This is a genomic window from Allomuricauda sp. ANG21, from assembly GCF_040705235.1.
Taxonomy (GTDB): Bacteria; Bacteroidota; Bacteroidia; order Flavobacteriales; family Flavobacteriaceae; genus Flagellimonas; species Flagellimonas marina.
Genome location: NZ_JBFCVT010000002.1, coordinates 455,219 through 473,671, shown reverse-complemented (window position 1 = coordinate 473,671; position 18,453 = coordinate 455,219). Strand labels below are relative to the sequence as shown.

The following is an 18,453-nucleotide window of genomic DNA, read 5'->3' as shown; positions in this document are numbered from 1 at the left end:
TTAAATACTAGTGCGCCACTTCAGCTTCATGCTCATGGTCATGCTCTTCGGAAGCAAATCCGAAGTACAACGCGCTCAACATGGTGAAAATATAGGCTTGTAGCAATGCTACCAATACTTCAATCAATGAGATGGCAAAGGCCAGTCCAAAGGACAATGGACTTCCAATCCAACTTTTAAAGATGAACATCAATCCGATCAAGCTCATCAATACAATGTGACCTGCCTGCATGTTCGCGTACAAACGAATCAACAGTGAGAATGGCTTAATGAACAATCCCAACAATTCAATGGGCACCAATATAATATACAATGGTATTTTTCCATACCAAGGCAAAGAATCGCCCAGAGGGTTGAACTGGTGCATCCAGTAATCCTTGGTTCCTGTGAAATTGGTGATCAAAAAGGTCAAAATGGCCAATGATGTGGTGATGGCGATGTTACCGGTGACGTTTACACCCAGCGGGGTCATCCCAAACATATTCAAGAACCATATAAAGAAAAAGATGGTCAACAGGAACGGCATGTATTTTTTGTATCGCTTTTCGCCAATGTTTGGTCTTGCGATATCGTCTCTTATATAAAGTACAATCGGCTCGAAGAAGCGACCAGCTCCAGTTGGAATACCTCCGTTCTTAGCATAGGATTTTGCCAAGCTGGTGAACAACCACAACATCAACAAACCAGTGATGATGATCATTACCACATTCTTGGTGATGGAAAAATCCAATGGTTTTACATTGGTAGGATGGTGCTCCTCATCGTAATTGATGGTGCCTTCGGCATCCGTCTTGTATATTTTACCGTGGTAAAGCTTGTAGTAGTTACCGTCCACTTCGGCCAAAGTTTCGCCGTGATGGAATTTTGAAGAAGAGAAAACCTTCAACCCATCATCAATTAAAATAACGGGCAATGGGAAACCAACATATTTGTGCTCTCCATTTTCTGTGGTGTACGAAAACAAGGAAAAGTCGTGAGAATCTTGAAGGTGATGGGAAATGTACTCCTTAATTTCAGTCTTTAGGTCCTTGCCGTGTTCTTCCGTTTCGTGTTCCTGTTCTTTCGCAAAAGTGAACTGGGCCAACAATAGTGTTCCGACAAGAAGTAATCTCGTAAAAAAAGTCTTTCGCATTTCGCTCAAAAATATCGGTCTCTCAAAATCGGTGCAAATGTAAGCCATTCTTCTAAAAAGAAAAAAGCTTTCAAACTTTTATTTTTGAGGATTTTGAGTCGCCTAATCTTCAGGGGATTCCTCCAAAATTTTAAGCATTCGGGAAGCAAAAAAAGTCTCCAAAAAAAGTGCGATGGCGTAGGGTACAAAAAAAGCGGCGAATTCAAGGCCAGACATGTCCCCATCACGGCTATAGGTTGGGTAAAAAAACACAAAGAAAAAGACAAATTTTACCAAGCTTCCAGCCATGAACAAAAAACCGATTTGGTTCTTTAGGCGTTCCCTAAATCGGAACAGCAATCCAAAAATTAGTACGGCCAAAACCCCGTTGATTACATAGGAACGGATAATTAAGTTGCCAAAAAGTGGAAGGTCCTTGCTGGATAAGACAACTAAATGTACCACAAAAGCGAGGAGCAATAATGGCAAAAGCAGAAGAATGAACCGGGCGAACAGGTTGCGTTTTAACATCAGTACTTAATACGTTTTAGCTGCTGCAAAACTAGCCAAATAGAAATTGCCACTCCCAATAAAGTGGCAATTACCGTAAAAATATTCTTTTCGTTTTGGTATTCGGCGTCCAACCATTTTCCGCCTTGTACGGACAAATAAATAATGGCCCCCATTTCAAAGCCAATGCCCGTTAAGATGGCGGCATTTTTTAAGGCACTCTTCTTTTTAGGAGGCTTTTGCTGGCTCATTGCTCTTGGTGGACTCCAATTTTGGGGTGGCTGAGGACGACGAAGTTCCTGTTGACACACCTTTGCCCATGGTACAGGCAGCATTAAAAGTTGCTCCAGGCTCCACGGCCAATTTTGCAACGGATACAGTACCTTCAATTATTGCTGAGGCTTTAAGGGAAAGTAGGTCTTTCACATTAAGCTCACCATTGAACTTTCCTTCAATATCCGCATTTACACACTCCACTTTTCCATTAATGTAGCCATCTTTACCAATGACCACCTTACCGGATGTTTTTACATTGCCCTCCAGTTTTCCATCGATTCTAAAATCGGCTTCGGAAGTAATGTCTCCTTTGATCTTTGTGTTCTTTTCAATCCTGTTGGGTTGTCCGCCAAATTCATTCATAGGTCTGGGTTTTTTGTTGTCAGAAAACATTGTGTTCTAGGGTTTTGGGGTTAAAATATGTTCTTTGTATGATTCTAAATTCTTGTGGACTTGAACAATTTTGTAGTTCTCGGATAAAACTACAAAATTCTCATCTTTAATGCGGTAGTCCTTGTTGTTTTTAATAAGCTCGGCGAAGCCCAGGGCAAAATCCTTGGACCGGAATCCGTGTACCACCACAAATTCATCTTCGAGATTATAGATGTCCTTTGAAACTACATTTCTATAGTTAAGGTCTTTGATAGCGTCTTCCAGTCGTTTCTTTAGTTGTAACGCTTTTTCATCTTCCCTTATTTTAAAGGGAAAGACCACCTTCCAGTTCGATGTTCCGGTTGAGCCCGTTTCGGGTGAAAACTCTTTTTTCTCCAATTTGGGCAATTGCTCTTCCACAATTTGCTCTGCTTTTTTTCCTTCGGGATTGTTGGGATAGGTAAGGGCAACATAGTTCAAAGCCTCCTTAAACGGTTCAAAGCCTTGCAAACGACCAATGGCATTGGCTTTCAACATTTCAAATTTGGGCACAATGGGATCACCTGTAAATTTATTGATGTACTCCTCAGATAATGTAATCACCTGAAGATACTCCTGCTGCTCGTATAGTTTAAACAAAGCGGCATACCGTGCATCTGGGCTATCGGTATTCCCTTCCAACACCGCTTGTGGGTTCAATAGAATTTCTGCGTAGCGGGTATCTGGGTGATTAGTGATGATATCCTGCTTCATGTTCAAAGCCAACGGACTACCGCTTTCCTCATAAATCTTGTACAGGTTGTATTTTGAAGGAAGAATCAATCGCTCCTCCGGATTGGAGCTTAAAACCCTTTCCAGTTTAGCGGCGGCCAAAAGATTGTCCTTGAATTTTTCCTTGTAAATCAACCCCAATTGATAATTGGCAAAGTTTCTTTCGGTCCACAAGCTGTCTATCACGGAAACATCGGTAGGAATTTGATTCAAATAAAAATCCACCGAATATTTTTGGTCTTCCGTAAGGTTTTGGGTTGACTGGTCGTTGCCGGCAACTTGTTCACCGGTAGCCTCGGAAACCAAGGTTCTGTTTTTATTGCTCCAACGCCAATCATCTTCCAGGGTACGATCGCCCCATCGGGTTCTAAAATCATTTTTACCATACCCCAAGCTGGTGATGTTGTAAAAGTAAAATTTACCTTTATTCTCCTTTCCGCCCTTACTGTTGGCAAACATGGCAAACCCGGCCTCAGCTTTTGCCTGTTTTTTGGCTTCTTCCTCTTCAGCAATGCGTTTCAGTTCAGCGATATATTCTTCAAAATAGGCCTTGCGCTCCGCTTCGGGCATTTGGTAAACGGTAATAACACTATCGGTGTACTGAACTATGTCTTCGTACTTGATAACATCTTCCAAGTTGTCCAATTTCTTTTTGATGTCCCGATGCTTTCTGGTGTTTTCCGCAAGGTTGGTCAACGTACTGTCATAATACGCTCCTGCTGTTTTGTATGCATCCTCATCGAAATAATAGTCGGCCAAACTTTGGTAGTTGAGTGCATTCAGTTTGCGTTCGCCTTGGGTAGCTCTGAGGGATTTATTGTAGTAGGTCAAAGCCAGACTATCTTCTTCATTGGCCAGATGAAATTGCGCCACTTCGCGATAGATCTTATCCAAAAAGGGGCGGTTTTCCCGGTTTTCCTCCAAATCGGTCAGGTATTCCAACATTTCCTCGCGATTGGCATCGGTGATTTCTGTATTTCTTATTTTCTGAAGATGGGCATTGATCATGTACACCCGTGGCGATTTCCGATTCAGTTCAATGACTTTGTCAAATGCATAATTGGCACTGTCCTTATGCCCCAATTGGTTGAACAACTGCCCAATGATGAATAGGTATCTTCCTTTTTCAGGGTTCTTTTTGGTATAGGCCTGGGCAATCTTTAGTTTTTGAATGGCGGTATCAGGAGCATTAAGGTTGATGTAACATTGGGCCAAAACCGCATTGGCATCGGCATATTCCTGATCTTTTAGTTTTTCATATTTGAATAGGCGCTTCAAATTCTTTATAGCAACTTCAGGGTTGTCCAACCGCATATTGGTCTTTTCCCGCCATATGGTGGCTTCGTTTAATTTATCGCTCTCCACATATTTTCTTAGGATATAGTTGAAGGATTCCAAAGCAGGAATGTAGCGTTGGTCAAAATAGCGTGCCTTTCCCAAAAGCAAAAAGGCCTCATCAGTTTGGGGATTCCGTTCCTCATCCTTAATGTCCATGCTATGCTTTTGAATGGCTTTTGTGGCCTTTTCCTCGGCAATTATAAAGTTGGGGTTGTTGTCTTCGGAATCGAGTTTGATCTCATCGGTCACTTCCAAGCGCTCCACAGGAAGAATTTCCCAGTAGTCATCCCGATAACTATTGTTGAGTTCCTCACGGCCTTGTTCAAAAGCAATGTTGCCATTGTACAAGGTATTGTACTTGGTGTTGAGCGCGTGCCAATTCCGGTTGATGAACTTGTCTTTTTTGGTAGAGCATGAATTAAAAAGCAGCCCTCCCAGAACCGTGGCAATGATAAGTGTAGTACGAAGCTTCAAAATTATCGATAATCGTGTGTAACCTTAACTTAAAAAAACACAGATTATTATAAGCCTCATCGATAAAATACGAGTTTTTTTATTCGGCGCTATGCTTGTGTTGTTTTTATATAACTACCACGAGTTAGATCCTTGATATTCCAGTTGTGATCGGTTGTATTTGGTTTTGTAGGCCACCGGGGATAATCCCACATATTTTTTGAACACGGTACGGAACGCTTTCTGGTCCGCATACCCTACTTGGTACATGATTTCATTCACATTTTGTTGGGTGGTTTCCAAACTGCGTTTGGCTGCTTCAACTTTTACCCGTTGAATGTATTCCAAGGGTGTGTTCTGGGTGGCCTTTTTAAATCGCCGTACAAAATTTCTACTGCTAATGGCAAATTTTTGGGCCAACTCCTCCACGGATATTTTGTCATTTACATTGTCCTCTATATAGTTTTGGGCTGCTTTTATAGCAGTGTCGTCATGCTCTTTTTGACCCTGAAAAATCACAAACTGATTTTGGTCTTCACGATCTATTTCAATCTCAAAGAACTTGGAGAGGTAAATGGCCGCCTCCCGACCGCAGTATTTTTCAACAAGGTGAATCATCAGGTTCAAAAAGGAATAAGCGCCCCCACTGGTATAAATGCCATCTTCTTCCGTAACAATTTTATTGGAAACCAGATTTACTTGTGGGTACATACGCTTGAACACTTCCATGGCCGCCCAATGGGTGGAACATTGTTTCCCATCCACTAACCCAGTTCTAGCCAGTACAAAAGCACCCAAACACATACTTGCTACTTCGGCATTGTTTCGGTTGCGTTGGTTAATAATCCAATCCACATACGGTTGGTTCAATTGAAGTTCTTCAACCAATTTTTCCGTTCGAAGGGCGGGAATCAATATTAAATCAGTCTTGTTCACTTGATCAATGGTCTTGTCACAATGAATACTGAATAGGCCATTATAAAGTGACTGATCACCGTCCAACCCTACCAGATGAATATCAAAAAAGTCATCATTTCTCACCCCTGTACTCCTTAAAAATCGGTTGGCCGCGGACAAAATCTTGTATGGTCCCACCACACTGCTCAAAATAGCATTTCCTTTTGGCACCAAAATACTTACATGTTTCATACCCATGGATTTACAGTTGATAAATGTAGTAGATATCCGTGGCAGAAACAACCCGTAAAAGTGTCTTATTTGCCCTTATTCGTGCTTTTCCCTCTTTTGTAGCTTTGGTTCATGGAGTTTGAAAAATTCAATGAAATACGGGAATTGTTCTGTATGAAATATGCGGATGTGACCGAGGGCAAAATGATGAGCTCGGAGGCCATTCACTATAAAAATAAGGTGTTCGCCTTTTTCTCCAGAAAGAAAAAAATGGTCTTTAAATTGGGAAAAGGCTATCCCATTGAGACGGCACATGTACCGTTGACAGAATTCAGTCCATTTAAGACCAAAAAACCATTGGCTGGTTGGTACGAAGTTGATTTTGAACACCATGACCAATGGGAAACTCTAACTCAATTGGCCCTGGACCTCATACAAAACAAACAGGCATGATAACACGAGAGCATACTTTCTTTTTTGAAGAATTGACACAGAACAACCATAAGGAATGGTTCCACCAGAATAAAATAAGATTTAAGAATGAAGTAAAAGCCCCTTTTTTAGAATTATTGGCTGTTTTACTGAACTCGTTAACTTCTTGGGATGAACGAATTCCCTCCGACCCCAAAAAAGCGCTGTTCCGCATCAACAAAGATGTTCGTTTCTCCAAGGATAAATCGCCATATCATACCATCCTTAAAGCTGGTTTTTCTCCCAATGGCAAAAAGTCAATGTTCCCGGGCTATTATTTGGGTATTGATGCTACAAACATCCATGTGGGAGGTGGTTTATTTATGGTTCGGCCATCTGAGTTGGCCTTGATTCGGGAACACATCGCCAAGGATCCATCAAAATTGGAAGCCATTGTAAAGGCACCCAACTTTATCCAAAATTTTGGTCGATTGAAAGGGGAAAAAGCCAAACGGCTGGATAAAAGCTTGCTGCCCACGGCTGAAAAAACCGACCTAATCTATCACAAGCAATTTTATGCCATGGCCGAATTTCCGTTGGAGCCTTTTTACAATTCAGAAAAGCTTGTGGATGAAATCTTGCTCCATTTTGAAACCATTAAACCGTTGAACACCTATTTAAACCAAGCATTTGACTAAAGCAGTTTATTCATTAATCATAAAAACAGAAACACAATGACCACACAAGACGTTGCAAACAAATTGGTTGCCCTTTGTAGGGAAGGCAAATACCAAGAAGCGTACGGACTTTATGCCCAAGACGCCGTGAGTTTAGAAATGCCCGGTATGCCCAATGCGGTAACCGAAGGATTGGAAAATATTCTACAAGGATTTCAACAATGGATGGAAAGCATCCAAGAAACGCATGGTGGCACAATTGGCGATCCAGTGGTGGCCGGCAATCATTTTGCGGTGGCCATGACCAGTGACGTTACTTTTACCGATGGCAACCGAATGAACATGGAGGAAGTTGCGCTTTACCAAGTACAGGATGGAAAAATTAAAAAAGCCTCCTTTCATTATGATACTTCGGCTATGGGTTAAGGAATTCAAATTGGTGAGGCTGTCTTAGAATATGAAACTACGTCATTCTGAATTCATTTCAGAATCTCATCATGTATATACACAATGCACTATGAGAACCTGAATCAAGTTCAGGTTGACGACAACCTACATTTTAGGCAGCCTTTTTATCCCCCGAAGAAGGTCTCCAATTCTTTTAAGGTCTCTTTGGAGGTTTTAATGTCTCGCACAATTTCCCCTTTGTTCAAAACCGCGATGCGTTCGCAGACCTCGGTGACATGGATCAAATCATGACTGGAGACCAAAACGGTTACTTCTTCCTTGGCGGCCAAATCTTTTATGATTCCCTTTAATCGGATTTGGGTGGTGGGGTCCAAATTGGCAAAAGGTTCATCCAGAATCACAACCTCGGGATTGCCAATAAAGCTAGCCACGATGCCCACTTTCTTTTGATTTCCTTTGGAAAGATCCCGTAAATATTTCTTCTGACCCAAAATTTCACCATGGAAAAAATCGTCATAGTTGGTCAACAGGGTGTCCACATCCGCTTTGTTCCTGCCCCGCAATTCTCCAATGAAATAGAAGTACTCTTCTGGAGTAAGGTAGCCGATCAAAAATGTCTCATCAATAAATGCCGAGGTAAACGGTTTCCATGCTTCACTTTGATTGACCTGTACACCATTATTTATAATGTGACCGGTAGTGGGTTTGACCAAATCCAACAACAAACTGAACAAAGTGGTTTTTCCCGCACCATTGTTCCCCACCAAGCCAAAGCTTTGTCCTTTGGGAATCTCTAGGTGGTCAATGTTCAACACCGTTTGCGAATAGGTTTTGGTTAAATTTTGCGCTGTGATCATGCTTATTTCTGTTTGTATGCCAATAAGGTTTTATACTTCTCTTTTTTATAAATCCCCTCGATCATAGTGAAGACCTTGTTTTTGAATACGAAGCCCAGCAATCCGACCAAGGCCACACAGAGGTATCCCACCAACGGACTGGTCAACCAATGACCAAGGGCATAAATAGCAACGGGCAATACCACCTTTGGCAAGGTAAGCAGCAATGTTTTTGCATTGAACGCCTGCTTGTCCCCAAATGCTTTTTTGTTGGAAGTAAGGTCAATGGGCGTCTTCACATAAGCTCCTCCCCAAAGCACCAAATAACTGTTGATGCCAATGTTGTAGATCGCTCCCACCAGAACAGCGGCATAATATTCCCATCCAAAATAGAGGTAAAATGAAGCCAAAATGGTAGAAATGATGGTAGCAATAATCACTAAATACCATTTTGAGGTAAGGTACTCTTTGTACTGAATATTCTGGCTCATCATCAGCGGGTAATAGCTGCTGTCCCAACTAGGAACATACTGCCCAAAGCTGAAAAGAAATCCGCCCGTAACAAAAATTCCGGCAAAAATACTCCAAAACGGACCTTCATAGGCTTCAACGGCGCCAGTAAAGAAGAGCAATCCATAAAAAATGAAAAAGAAGCCTGCGATTACCGCAGTTCTAGATCGCTTGTTCCGTTTTATAAGCTTAATATCGTTCTTCAAGAAGGTGCCCAGATTCCCGAAACGGTTCAACCAATCCAAGTTTTCTGTTTTGGCTTCAGATTGTTTTATGGCGAGGCCACCATCCAAATACATATGTTTCTTGAAATAGGAGTAGGCCAAAAAATAGAGCCCAATCAACAAAAGCCATGGAACAATCGCTATCCAGGGCACATCAAAGAACAAGTCAAAAATGGGTTGGGTGTACAACGTAATATCAAACCATTGATAGTATTGCGAAATACCCGCCACCAAAAATAGTCCTACAAATACATAAAAGAGACTGTCTTTATTGTTGACCAATACATTGATAAAGTTATTGACAAAAATTAGAGCCATGAAACCCAGGTGCCATCCAATTACGGAACCAATGGAATAGCCTTGAATAATTAAAACCACACTGAAGGGCACAAAGAAAAATGCATGCATGATGTTGAAAAAGGAAATCACCGTTTTTCCCATGGAATAGTTCACCACCGTGCTCTTTTTAATAGGCAAGTACAATAATGGCTTTATATTGGTCACAGGCATTTTTTGAAGCATATACCGTAGCACGAGGTCAAGAGCCAAATAGTAGATTATATATTGATTTACCACTCGCAATGGGTCACCAATACCAGCTTTCTCAATCATAAAATAGGAACCAAAGCCCATCCCCAGAAAGACAAGAATAAAATAGAGTGCACCAATACCCATTAAGATTTTAATCCAAATCTCGGTCTTGAAGGATGCTGCCCTAAAAAAAGATTTCCATTGAAGGCCAATGAAACGCTTAAACATGGTTGGTAGTTTTTTGGTTAGTATACAAAGTAGTCCATTTGTTACAATACACATCCTTTTTGTAAAAATTGGGGCAAAAAATTTCGGTAATCCTTAGTTTTGCAGCAAAATTGTTTTCATGAGCGATTCCCATGCGTTAAAAATCTCTTCTGTAGATCGATTAACCCCAAACGCGGTGGCCCTTACTTTTGAGGTTCCCCAAGAACTCCAAGACGCCTATAGTTTTAAAGCGGGCCAATACATTACCCTAAAATATTCCCTAAACGGAAAGGAACTTCGAAGGGCCTATTCCATTTCTTCGGCGCCCTCTTCTGGACAAATGACGGTTGGCATCAAAAAAATGCCGAATGGTACATTTTCGGTTTTTGCCAATGAGAATATAAAGGCCGGTGATGTTTTTGAAGTGATGCTCCCTGAGGGTCGTTTTGTGTTTGATCAAACTTCAGACAAAAAAAACGTGGCCGCTTTTGCGGCAGGAAGTGGCATTACGCCCATAATGAGCATTGCCCAAACGGTTTTGGAAAGCAATCCAGAGAACACTTTTGTGCTGGTGTTTGGAAACCAAAGCCCGGAAGAGACCATGTATTTCCATAAAATACAGCAACTTAAAGAGAAATATTCCGAACGATTTTTTGTGCAGTACGTGTACAGTAAGTCCAATGTGGATGAAGCTCTTTTTGGACGAATTGAGCGTTCAACCGTGAACTTTGTGATCAAAAACAAGTTCAAGGAAACCCCGTTTGATGCGTTTTATCTCTGCGGGCCAGAGGAAATGATCCATGCTGTTTCGGATACCTTGAAAGACAATGGTGTTTCTCCAGATAAAATCCATTTTGAACTTTTCACCAGTTCTGATGAGGAAGACGAAATGGCCGAGAACCTAGAAGGTAAAACCAAGGTAGAGATAACCTTGGATGATGAAGTCTTCACTTTGGTCATGGACCGAAAACAGTTAGTGCTCGATGCCGTACTCAATGAGGATATAGACGCACCGTATTCGTGTCAAGGCGGGGTATGCAGCACCTGTATTGCTCGAATCAAGGAAGGAAAGGCCGAGATGGCCAAAAATCAGATTTTAACTGATGGTGAAGTGGCCGAAGGGTTGATATTAACCTGTCAGGCACACCCTTTGACCCCGACGTTAAAGGTGGACTACGACGACGTTTAGGTTTTAGAGGCCAACAGCTTTTCAATGACCCTGCTGCCATGTTCATAGCCAATGGAAAAGGCGTTCTCAATTCCTTTTTTGTCCAATACACCGATTTTATCGAGCTCTTTGGGCTCTATACATAAATGACATTCTTCTACTTTGGCTTTATTGGAGGCATAAATCATTAAACTTGTGACTCTTCCGGCCAATTGAATGGAATTTCGTAAATCTTTTTTTTGGATTTCGGCAGCGATGGAAACATTGCTCCCGATCAAAAAGTCCACTTTATCCTGAAGATATTCCTTTGGAAAGTTATTCATGATTCCTCCATCCGCATAAAGTACCCCATCAATTTCCACTGGACTAAAAACGGGCGTCAATGCAGCAGAGGCCAAAAGTGGCAATATCAATTCGCCTTGGTTGAAAACCTTTTCTTCTCCACTCAACAAATCGGTGGCCACCACATAAAGCGGTTTTCCCAGACTTTCAAAAGAGTCATTGGGAAAATAGCCCTTAAAAATGCTGAAATAGCGCTCAGTATCTATAAATCCGGGTTTGTTGATGGCAAAAAAACTATACTGGAACAGAGGGGTCTTTCGGAAGAAATCGAGCATGCTCTCCACTGAATTTCCATTGGCATACAACGCGCCGACCAAAGCACCCACACTGGAACCGGAAACCATTTGAGCCTCTAAACCGTGTTCCCGAAGGGCCTTGATCAACCCAATATGGGCCATTCCACGGACGCCTCCGCCCGAAAGCACCAAACCAATGGATTTATCTTCAAACATTTTTAATTACAAAGCAATGATGCACAAAGGTATGGCTTTGCCGCTTTGATAATACGTTACCTTCCATGGTCTTGGATTAAATTTTCATCAATCTTTTCCAATACCAAACCCCAACTCCAATAACTCCGTAAGTGTATATATAATCTAAAAATTAAATCACATGAAATCTTTAAGAACAGTAACACTAATTGCATCAACCTTGGCCCTTTTGGTGGGCTTCGCAGGATTTTCCCAAACTAAAATGGTGGGTGGTGCGCCCATGTACCCCAGCAAGGATATTGTTTCCAATGCAGTAAACTCAAAAGACCACACAACGCTAGTGGCTGCCGTAAAAGCTGCCGGTTTGGTTGAAACCTTGCAAGGCGATGGCCCCTTTACCGTATTTGCCCCTACCAACAGCGCCTTTGACAAACTGCCCGAGGGAACCGTGTCCACCTTGTTAAAACCCGAAAACAAATCCAAATTGCAAGGTGTGTTGACCTATCACGTAGTGGCCGGAAAATATGGTGCTAAGGATTTGATGAAAATGATCAAAAAAGGAAAGGGAATGGCCAAGCTTACCACTGTAAACGGAGACACCCTTACTGCCATGATGGATGGTGACGCCATTAAAGTAAAAGACGGCGCAGGGAATGTAGCCATGGTGACCATAGCCGATGTTAACCAATCCAATGGGGTGATCCATGTGGTTGACACCGTAGTACTCCCAAGTGCATAAAATTGAAGTATTTATGTTTGAAAGGGCGACAAAAGTCGCCCTTTTTCATCTTCCAAACCCATTTGTTAACCGACCAGGCAGTCGGTGCGGTTTAAAAATGGACTGTTTTCTTGTTCTTTGTCGAATTCAACCCAACCTTAATCGGGAAACTGTAATTTCCTCATTTTCAAAACCGACTGGTGGGTCGGAATGTTAAAGTTGAAACTATTTGTCCAAAATTGTAATCCAAATTGATGGGCTTCGACCAAAATCAATACCAATAATTGTTGTAAGTTTAGGATAAACATCGAATAATTGCACCCAAAACCACTCTTTGATACCGCTATTCTAGTGTTCGCAAATTCTGCGGATACAGACAGTCATATCAAAAAAATTGGAGGCAACACTTCGCTTTTTGATGCGCTCAACGAGCACTCTTTAAAAATTGTAAAGGCTTCCGGACTGCCTTATTTTCATTTCACGGAAAAAGAACAAGTGGGTGAAACTTTTGGAGAAAGGTTTACTCATGCCCTTCAATCTCTTTTTGATAAAGGCTTTGCCAACATCATCGCCATTGGGAATGATAGTCCGCAGTTGAAAACCCAACACCTGCTGGAAGCCCATCAACATCTCCAACTGGGCAAAACGGTTTTGGGCCCGGCAGTGGATGGCGGATTTTATTTGTTGGGATTGCATGCTTCCAACTTTAATCCAGAATCTTTTGCAGGACTTCCGTGGCAAATGACCACTTTGTTCAATGCTACCCGTCATCATTTTGAATCAGGCGGTTGTACGGTTTTTTCATTAAACCGATTATTGGATATTGATTCCGCGAGCGACATCAAACGGTTATCCAACCATATCTCAACTTTAGCTGACAGGTGGCTATCTCTTTTTTCAAAAATTTTAGGTGAGACCATAGCGTTTCTTGAAGCTGGTCATACTACCCGCAAGAATATATTCCTGTTTATTCCTTTCAATAAAGGTTCGCCTGTTGTGTTTTCCTGATTGCATGGCCTAGTCATGGAACTTGGCCCTTCTACGTATTTATTAATCCCAACATGGAATTGCCTTCATGGCACATGTCCATAATCCATAAAAAAACAAAACATGGCAAACTCATATTACGACCCAGCGGATTTACGAAAATTTGGTTCCATCACCGAATGGAGCGAAGAACTGGGCAACAAATTTTTTGATTATTACGGTAAGGTTTTCGAAGAAGGTGCACTAAGTGCAAGAGAGAAATCGTTGATCGCCCTAGCAGTGGCACACGTAGTGAAATGCCCCTATTGCATTGATGCCTATACCAAAGATGGGCTCCAACGCGGTATTACCAAAGAGGAAATGATGGAAGCTGTACACGCCGGTGCCGCGATTGAAAGTGGTGCTACGCTGGTGCATGGGGTACAGATGATGAACAAATACAATAAACTTTCCATGTAAGTCGAGAGCGCTACGCTTCTAGACGTTAGACCGCTCTGCTATTAGATTATAGATGGCTTGCACAACAACTTCAAAAACTAAAAATGGGACAAAGCATATTATCAGATATTAAAAACGCGGCCAAAAAATCGTTGAAGGCCCGGGAAAATGAACTGGCCCAAACCAACAGGCAGTTGGACATCTTGAGTGGTGGGTTGTTTTCCGATGGTGAGTTGCCCTACTTCAAGGATAAGATTTCGAAAACGGGACAATTTCCGCTAAAACCCAAAACGCTGGAAATTCTTCAAATCAATGTGGGGTATATGTGCAACCAAGTCTGCGAGCACTGTCACGTAGATGCGGGGCCAGATCGAAAGGAAATCATGACCCGCGAAACCATGGAGCAGTGTTTGGAGGTCATTCGAAATACCGGAGCCCACACCTTGGACCTAACGGGCGGCGCCCCAGAAATGAATCCCAATTTTCGATGGTTCGTGGAAGAGGCGGCCAAGGCTGGGATTCAGGATTTTATTGTGCGTTCCAATTTAACTATCATACGTGCCAACAAAAAATACCACGACTTACCCGAATTCTTTAAAAAGCATAATGTACACGTGGTTTCTTCCATGCCGCACTACACCCGTGGCAAAACGGACAAGCAGCGTGGCGATGGGGTTTTTGACAAATCCATACGTGCGCTGCAGGATTTAAATGCGTTGGGGTACGGTATGCCTGATAGCAGCTTACGGTTGGATTTGGTCTATAATCCCTCCGGGGCCTTTTTGCCGGGCGACCAAGCGGCGATGGAGCGTGACTTTAAAAAAGCGTTGAAGGAGGACTTCAATATTGACTTCCATAATCTGTTTGCGATCACCAACTTGCCCATTTCCCGCTTTTTGGACTATTTGATCGCCTCGGACAATTATGAGGATTATATGTATGCCTTGGTGGAAGCCTATAACCCTGCTGCGGTGGAAAATGTGATGTGCACCAATACCATTTCAGTAAGTTGGGATGGGTGGCTGTACGACTGTGACTTTAACCAGATGCTCGACCTAAAGGTCGCCAGCAAGGTAAAACACATTAAGGACTACAACGAAGACTTGTTGAATGACCGTGAGATTGTGATTTCACAGCACTGTTATGGGTGTACGGCAGGGGCTGGAAGTAGTTGTCAGGGGACGGTGGCTTGATTTTTATAACAACTTTTTGGAGATTTCACTTATCGGACTTGTATAACCGTCAGTTACGGGTTTTCTTAAGTACTGACGCTCTCAATTCCGAGTGGATTCAGCACGCCATGAGCGCAGTCGAAGGGTAGTCGAATCCGCCGTAATTGCGGTTACACATTGTTGGTAAACGTATTTATAAATCTAATATTCTTTTTTTTCAAATTATAAATGTAAGATTTATTAGTATCAGCACATACTACTTCCCATTCTTGGAAATAATCCTTAAAAGAGTTCTTTTTATTTCTATTATAATGGTATGTAATTTCATAAAATTTTCCATTTTCATTTCTTTTTCCTGTCCATAACAACGGTATTCGAATTTCAGATATGGAATTTAAGCCTAAAGATTTAATTTTAAGAATATGAGCTTGGAGCTGTTGAAAAATAGAAGATAGGATTGAAGTAAAATTCTTTCTTAGTCCATAAATTTTTATTGTTACATCGTCAAACTTAATTTTGATTGCAACAATTTCCATTTTTTTATAACCTAAAGGAGTCTTGTTCAATTTTTGTAGAGAAGAAAAGAAAGGTTTTAAAAAAGTATTCTTAGAGAACTTTTTAAAAAAGTCCCAAAACAATCCACTTGATATAGCACCGGCAATAAATTGAAAAATTGGACTTGTAACTACTATTTCTATCCAAACTTCAAAACCATGTATCCCAGTATGAACATATTGCCTTTCTTCAAATTCAAAATTGTAATTTTTAGGCAACTGTTCATTAATCCGTTCAAAGTCAGAAGATTTCCAAGTGGTATTATAGTGTAATCTGATATTTACGTCCTTCTCTTGGCTCATATGTTCACCAACTCCTAGGAAAATGAATCCATTTTTAATGATTTATATCCAACGATATCTGCCTACCGGCAGATAGGAGTGAAGTTAGCGTTTTTCGGCTTAAAAACCATTTGCAATTTACGCGCTACCCACTCCACTTAACGAGTTAAGATTGTCATTCAACCGACCCATAAGTCGGTTTGCTTTTTTGGATTTGAACAATTCATCATCTTTTGAACACTTCACCGATTTTTCCTACAGATACGTCTTGAATTCTTTGGGTTGGGCCATTTCCGTGGAATCTTTGTTACCGACTTAACAGTCTAAACCCAAATCTTATGGAAATGACCCTTAAACGAAGGGAGACCATGCACCGCTTATGTGGCAAAGGTCTCGAGATCTTCAACGAAAAAGGCTATTACAACACCAGTTTGGATGATATCCTCAACGAGTTGTCCCTATCTAAAGGTGCCTTTTACCATCACTTTAAATCCAAGGAAGATTACTTTATCAATATTGTGCAGAACCTTATTGTGCAAAAAGTCTACGCCCTTTTAATTGAACCCCTGGATACGGATGAGAATCCGCTGCCGGTAATTGTGGAAAGCTTGGAAAATGCGTTGGAGCCGGGCAAAAAAAATGAGATGGCCTATGGCTTTATGCTCAATGATTTCTTAACCGAGTTCAATAAGCGCAACGAAGAAATCTCGGGCTATTTGAAAAACATTGTCAGTGTTTGGGAGGTGAACCTCGTTGCTGTGCTAAAGCGGGGCAAAGTGGATGGCCATATTGCCCGCCATGTGGATTGTGAGGGTGCGGCTACCTATATCATCGCCTCGTATTTGGGTATGCGCTCCTTGATGACAGAAAGCTCTAACCGCCAATTAAAATACCAATACATTCAACAGTTAAAGCAATACTTTAGGTCCATTTCGGCCCACCAAGTACTGGCCTAGCCTTCCAAAATTTTTATAAGCTTTTTCACAATTTCTTGGGGTTGAATGGTCTCCATGACGGAGTCATACCCCGGAGGGACTTTATTCCCGTAAATTGAGGTAGGAATCTGCGGATATTTCCCGCGATCAGCCAACAAGGCATTTTCCATGGGTTGATGGAAGGGGTAAAACCCGGCAAAAGGATGCGTAACGCCCCAAAGTGTAACCACCGGAATCCCAAAATTGGCCGCTAAGTGGGCATTGCCACTGTCCATGGACAGCATTACATCCAAATTGGAAATCAGTTGCAGTTCTTCGGACAGGTTTAGTTTTCCCGCCATGCACATTGTATTTTTATACATCTTGGCAAGATGCTCCAAGGCTTCTACCTCCTTGGCCCCACCCCCAAACAGCAATATTTTATACTTTTCGGTATTATTGAGTTGTTCCACCACGGTTTTCATCAAGGAAAATGGATACATTTTGCCTTGGTGAGCGGCAAACGGGGCAATGCCCACCCATTTTTTGGTGTCTTGGTGCACCAACTTCAATAGTTTTTCGGAAAGCTGCTGTCGCTCCAGTAGCTGAGGTTGATTTAAATCTAGGGGAAAACCCAATTGGGCAAAAACATCAGCATATCGCTGGTGGGTGGTCTTCAACTGTTGAAAAATCTTGTTCTTGGAACGCGTGAGGGCTTTCTTTTCTTTACGCCCTTTATCAATTTGGATAAACGGGATTCTATCCAATGCAAAATATTTTTTCAGCACTCTGCTGCGCAGCACATTATGCAAATCGGCCACGGCATCAAATTTTATCGGTTTTAGCTCATGGTACAAACGCCATAATCCCATAAGGCCCTTATGTCTTTTCTTGACATCGGCCTCCATCACTTCCACCCTTTCCATTCCGTGGAAAATGGGCATAAAGTTTTTCTTGGTGAGAACCGTAAGCTGAACATTTGGATAGTTCTTTAGCAACGTGCCAATTACGGGAACGGTCATGGCCACATCGCCCATTGCGGATAGGCGAATGACAAGAAGGTGGGTGATTTTACCCTTTTTGTCCACGGAGCACGGGATTGAGTTCATCGTCGTTGTACATTTTCATCTGCTTGTAGACTTTCATGTACTTGTTCCCGGCCTCAATATCGGCCAGCAATTGGTCTATGGCAGTAGAAAGGTCCTTCTTTTGCTCCAAAAGAACCGCCAGCTTATCACTACATTTTTTAATATGCTCCGGTGAAGCATCTGTGCGGTTCACTTCTTCTTGCATATGATATATTTTCAGGGCCAAAATGGAGAGTCGGTCTATGGCCCATGCCGGACTTTCCGTGTTGATGGTGGCATCCCCCTTTACCTCTACTGATTTGTACTTATCCAAAAAATAGCTGTCAATATACTCCACCAAATCTGTCCGGTCCTGATTGCTGGCATCGATTTTTCGTTTTAGGTCCAATGCGGCTTCCGGGTTAATTTCTGGGTCCCGAATAATATCCTCATAGTGCCATTGAACCGTATCAATCCAATTCTTTCGGTAAAGCAGGTGTTCCACCTTATCCTTTGGATAGGGATTCACAAAATCTTGGTACACATCATCTTTAATATGATAGGTCTCGATACTTTTTTGAAATATGTTGAAGGCAAATTCGCTGAACATTGCAATA

At 41.9% G+C, this 18,453-nt stretch carries 21 protein-coding genes; 9 read left to right on the top strand and 12 right to left on the bottom strand.

The window, feature by feature from the left end:
• Positions 1-7: 7 nt before the first annotated feature.
• From atpB to AB1A65_RS04390, 6 genes are all read right to left on the bottom strand, one after another.
• Positions 8-1,132, bottom strand: coding sequence for a F0F1 ATP synthase subunit A (gene atpB, locus AB1A65_RS04415; RefSeq protein WP_366586020.1), 1,125 nt, complete (start codon positions 1,130-1,132; stop codon positions 8-10).
• Positions 1,133-1,234: 102 nt separating this feature from the next.
• Entirely contained in the window at positions 1,235-1,642 is a 408-nt protein-coding gene (locus tag AB1A65_RS04410) for a DUF6168 family protein (protein WP_366586018.1), read from the bottom strand.
• Complete coding sequence (locus AB1A65_RS04405) at positions 1,642-1,872, bottom strand: AtpZ/AtpI family protein (protein ID WP_366586016.1); 231 nt, start codon at positions 1,870-1,872, stop codon at positions 1,642-1,644. Before AB1A65_RS04405 ends, AB1A65_RS04410 begins: the two co-directional genes overlap by 1 nt.
• Entirely contained in the window at positions 1,850-2,290 is a 441-nt protein-coding gene (locus AB1A65_RS04400) for a polymer-forming cytoskeletal protein (RefSeq protein WP_366586014.1), read from the bottom strand. Before AB1A65_RS04400 ends, AB1A65_RS04405 begins: the two co-directional genes overlap by 23 nt.
• A gap of 6 nt (positions 2,291-2,296) precedes the next feature.
• Positions 2,297-4,852, bottom strand: coding sequence for a hypothetical protein (locus AB1A65_RS04395; protein WP_366586012.1), 2,556 nt, complete (start codon positions 4,850-4,852; stop codon positions 2,297-2,299).
• 114 nt (positions 4,853-4,966) lie between these two features.
• Positions 4,967-5,980, bottom strand: coding sequence for a helix-turn-helix domain-containing protein (locus AB1A65_RS04390; RefSeq protein WP_366586010.1), 1,014 nt, complete (start codon positions 5,978-5,980; stop codon positions 4,967-4,969).
• A gap of 111 nt (positions 5,981-6,091) precedes the next feature.
• Between AB1A65_RS04390 and AB1A65_RS04385 the strand changes: the two genes are divergently transcribed.
• From AB1A65_RS04385 to AB1A65_RS04375, 3 genes are read left to right on the top strand one after another with little or no spacing between them, the layout of a single operon-like run.
• Entirely contained in the window at positions 6,092-6,412 is a 321-nt protein-coding gene (locus AB1A65_RS04385) for a hypothetical protein (protein ID WP_366586008.1), read from the top strand.
• Positions 6,409-7,068: a DUF2461 domain-containing protein gene (locus tag AB1A65_RS04380; protein WP_366586007.1), complete on the top strand. Its 660-nt coding sequence runs from the start codon at positions 6,409-6,411 to the stop codon at positions 7,066-7,068. Before AB1A65_RS04385 ends, AB1A65_RS04380 begins: the two co-directional genes overlap by 4 nt.
• Positions 7,069-7,104: 36 nt before the next feature.
• Positions 7,105-7,473: a nuclear transport factor 2 family protein gene (locus AB1A65_RS04375; RefSeq protein WP_366586006.1), complete on the top strand. Its 369-nt coding sequence runs from the start codon at positions 7,105-7,107 to the stop codon at positions 7,471-7,473.
• A gap of 146 nt (positions 7,474-7,619) precedes the next feature.
• Here AB1A65_RS04375 and AB1A65_RS04370 read toward each other — a convergent pair whose 3' ends face one another.
• Together AB1A65_RS04370 and AB1A65_RS04365 are read right to left on the bottom strand one after the other, a co-directional pair.
• Complete coding sequence (locus AB1A65_RS04370; protein WP_366586004.1) at positions 7,620-8,312, bottom strand: ABC transporter ATP-binding protein; 693 nt, start codon at positions 8,310-8,312, stop codon at positions 7,620-7,622.
• A 2-nt stretch (positions 8,313-8,314) separates the two neighbouring features.
• Positions 8,315-9,784 carry a DUF5687 family protein gene (locus tag AB1A65_RS04365; RefSeq protein WP_366586002.1) on the bottom strand — a complete coding sequence of 490 codons (1,470 nt, stop codon included), beginning with the start codon at positions 9,782-9,784 and terminating at the stop codon, positions 8,315-8,317.
• A 118-nt stretch (positions 9,785-9,902) separates the two neighbouring features.
• Between AB1A65_RS04365 and AB1A65_RS04360 the strand changes: the two genes are divergently transcribed.
• The gene (locus AB1A65_RS04360; protein WP_366586000.1) at positions 9,903-10,952 is read left to right on the top strand and encodes a ferredoxin--NADP reductase; all 1,050 of its coding nucleotides are present in this window, start codon (positions 9,903-9,905) and stop codon (positions 10,950-10,952) included.
• Here AB1A65_RS04360 and AB1A65_RS04355 read toward each other — a convergent pair.
• Positions 10,949-11,725, bottom strand: a complete 777-nt coding sequence (locus AB1A65_RS04355; protein WP_366585998.1) for a patatin-like phospholipase family protein — start codon at positions 11,723-11,725, stop codon at positions 10,949-10,951. The genes AB1A65_RS04360 and AB1A65_RS04355 overlap by 4 nt on opposite strands.
• 160 nt (positions 11,726-11,885) lie before the next feature.
• Between AB1A65_RS04355 and AB1A65_RS04350 the strand changes: the two genes are divergently transcribed.
• The 4 genes from AB1A65_RS04350 (at position 11,886) to arsS (ending at position 15,040) form a co-directional block, all read left to right on the top strand.
• Positions 11,886-12,443 carry a fasciclin domain-containing protein gene (locus AB1A65_RS04350; RefSeq protein ID WP_366585996.1) on the top strand — a complete coding sequence of 186 codons (558 nt, stop codon included), beginning with the start codon at positions 11,886-11,888 and terminating at the stop codon, positions 12,441-12,443.
• 294 nt (positions 12,444-12,737) lie between these two features.
• Positions 12,738-13,430, top strand: a complete 693-nt coding sequence (locus AB1A65_RS04345; RefSeq protein WP_366585994.1) for a DUF2064 domain-containing protein — start codon at positions 12,738-12,740, stop codon at positions 13,428-13,430.
• 102 nt (positions 13,431-13,532) lie between these two features.
• Positions 13,533-13,868, top strand: coding sequence for an arsenosugar biosynthesis-associated peroxidase-like protein (locus AB1A65_RS04340; RefSeq protein WP_067029694.1), 336 nt, complete (start codon positions 13,533-13,535; stop codon positions 13,866-13,868).
• A gap of 83 nt (positions 13,869-13,951) precedes the next feature.
• Positions 13,952-15,040, top strand: coding sequence for an arsenosugar biosynthesis radical SAM (seleno)protein ArsS (gene arsS / locus AB1A65_RS04335; protein WP_366585993.1), 1,089 nt, complete (start codon positions 13,952-13,954; stop codon positions 15,038-15,040).
• A 149-nt stretch (positions 15,041-15,189) separates the two neighbouring features.
• Here arsS and AB1A65_RS04330 read toward each other — a convergent pair whose 3' ends face one another.
• Positions 15,190-15,876: a hypothetical protein gene (locus AB1A65_RS04330; RefSeq protein ID WP_366585991.1), complete on the bottom strand. Its 687-nt coding sequence runs from the start codon at positions 15,874-15,876 to the stop codon at positions 15,190-15,192.
• Positions 15,877-16,193: 317 nt separating this feature from the next.
• Here AB1A65_RS04330 and AB1A65_RS04325 point away from each other — a divergent pair, with 317 nt between their 5' ends.
• Complete coding sequence (locus tag AB1A65_RS04325; RefSeq protein WP_366585989.1) at positions 16,194-16,811, top strand: TetR/AcrR family transcriptional regulator; 618 nt, start codon at positions 16,194-16,196, stop codon at positions 16,809-16,811.
• Here the strand turns inward: AB1A65_RS04325 and AB1A65_RS04320 are convergent.
• Positions 16,808-17,878 carry a glycosyltransferase family 9 protein gene (locus AB1A65_RS04320; RefSeq protein ID WP_366585987.1) on the bottom strand — a complete coding sequence of 357 codons (1,071 nt, stop codon included), beginning with the start codon at positions 17,876-17,878 and terminating at the stop codon, positions 16,808-16,810. The genes AB1A65_RS04325 and AB1A65_RS04320 overlap by 4 nt on opposite strands.
• Positions 17,841-18,446, bottom strand: coding sequence for a DUF4254 domain-containing protein (locus AB1A65_RS04315; protein ID WP_366585985.1), 606 nt, complete (start codon positions 18,444-18,446; stop codon positions 17,841-17,843). Before AB1A65_RS04315 ends, AB1A65_RS04320 begins: the two co-directional genes overlap by 38 nt.
• Between the last annotated feature and the right edge of the window lie 7 nt (positions 18,447-18,453).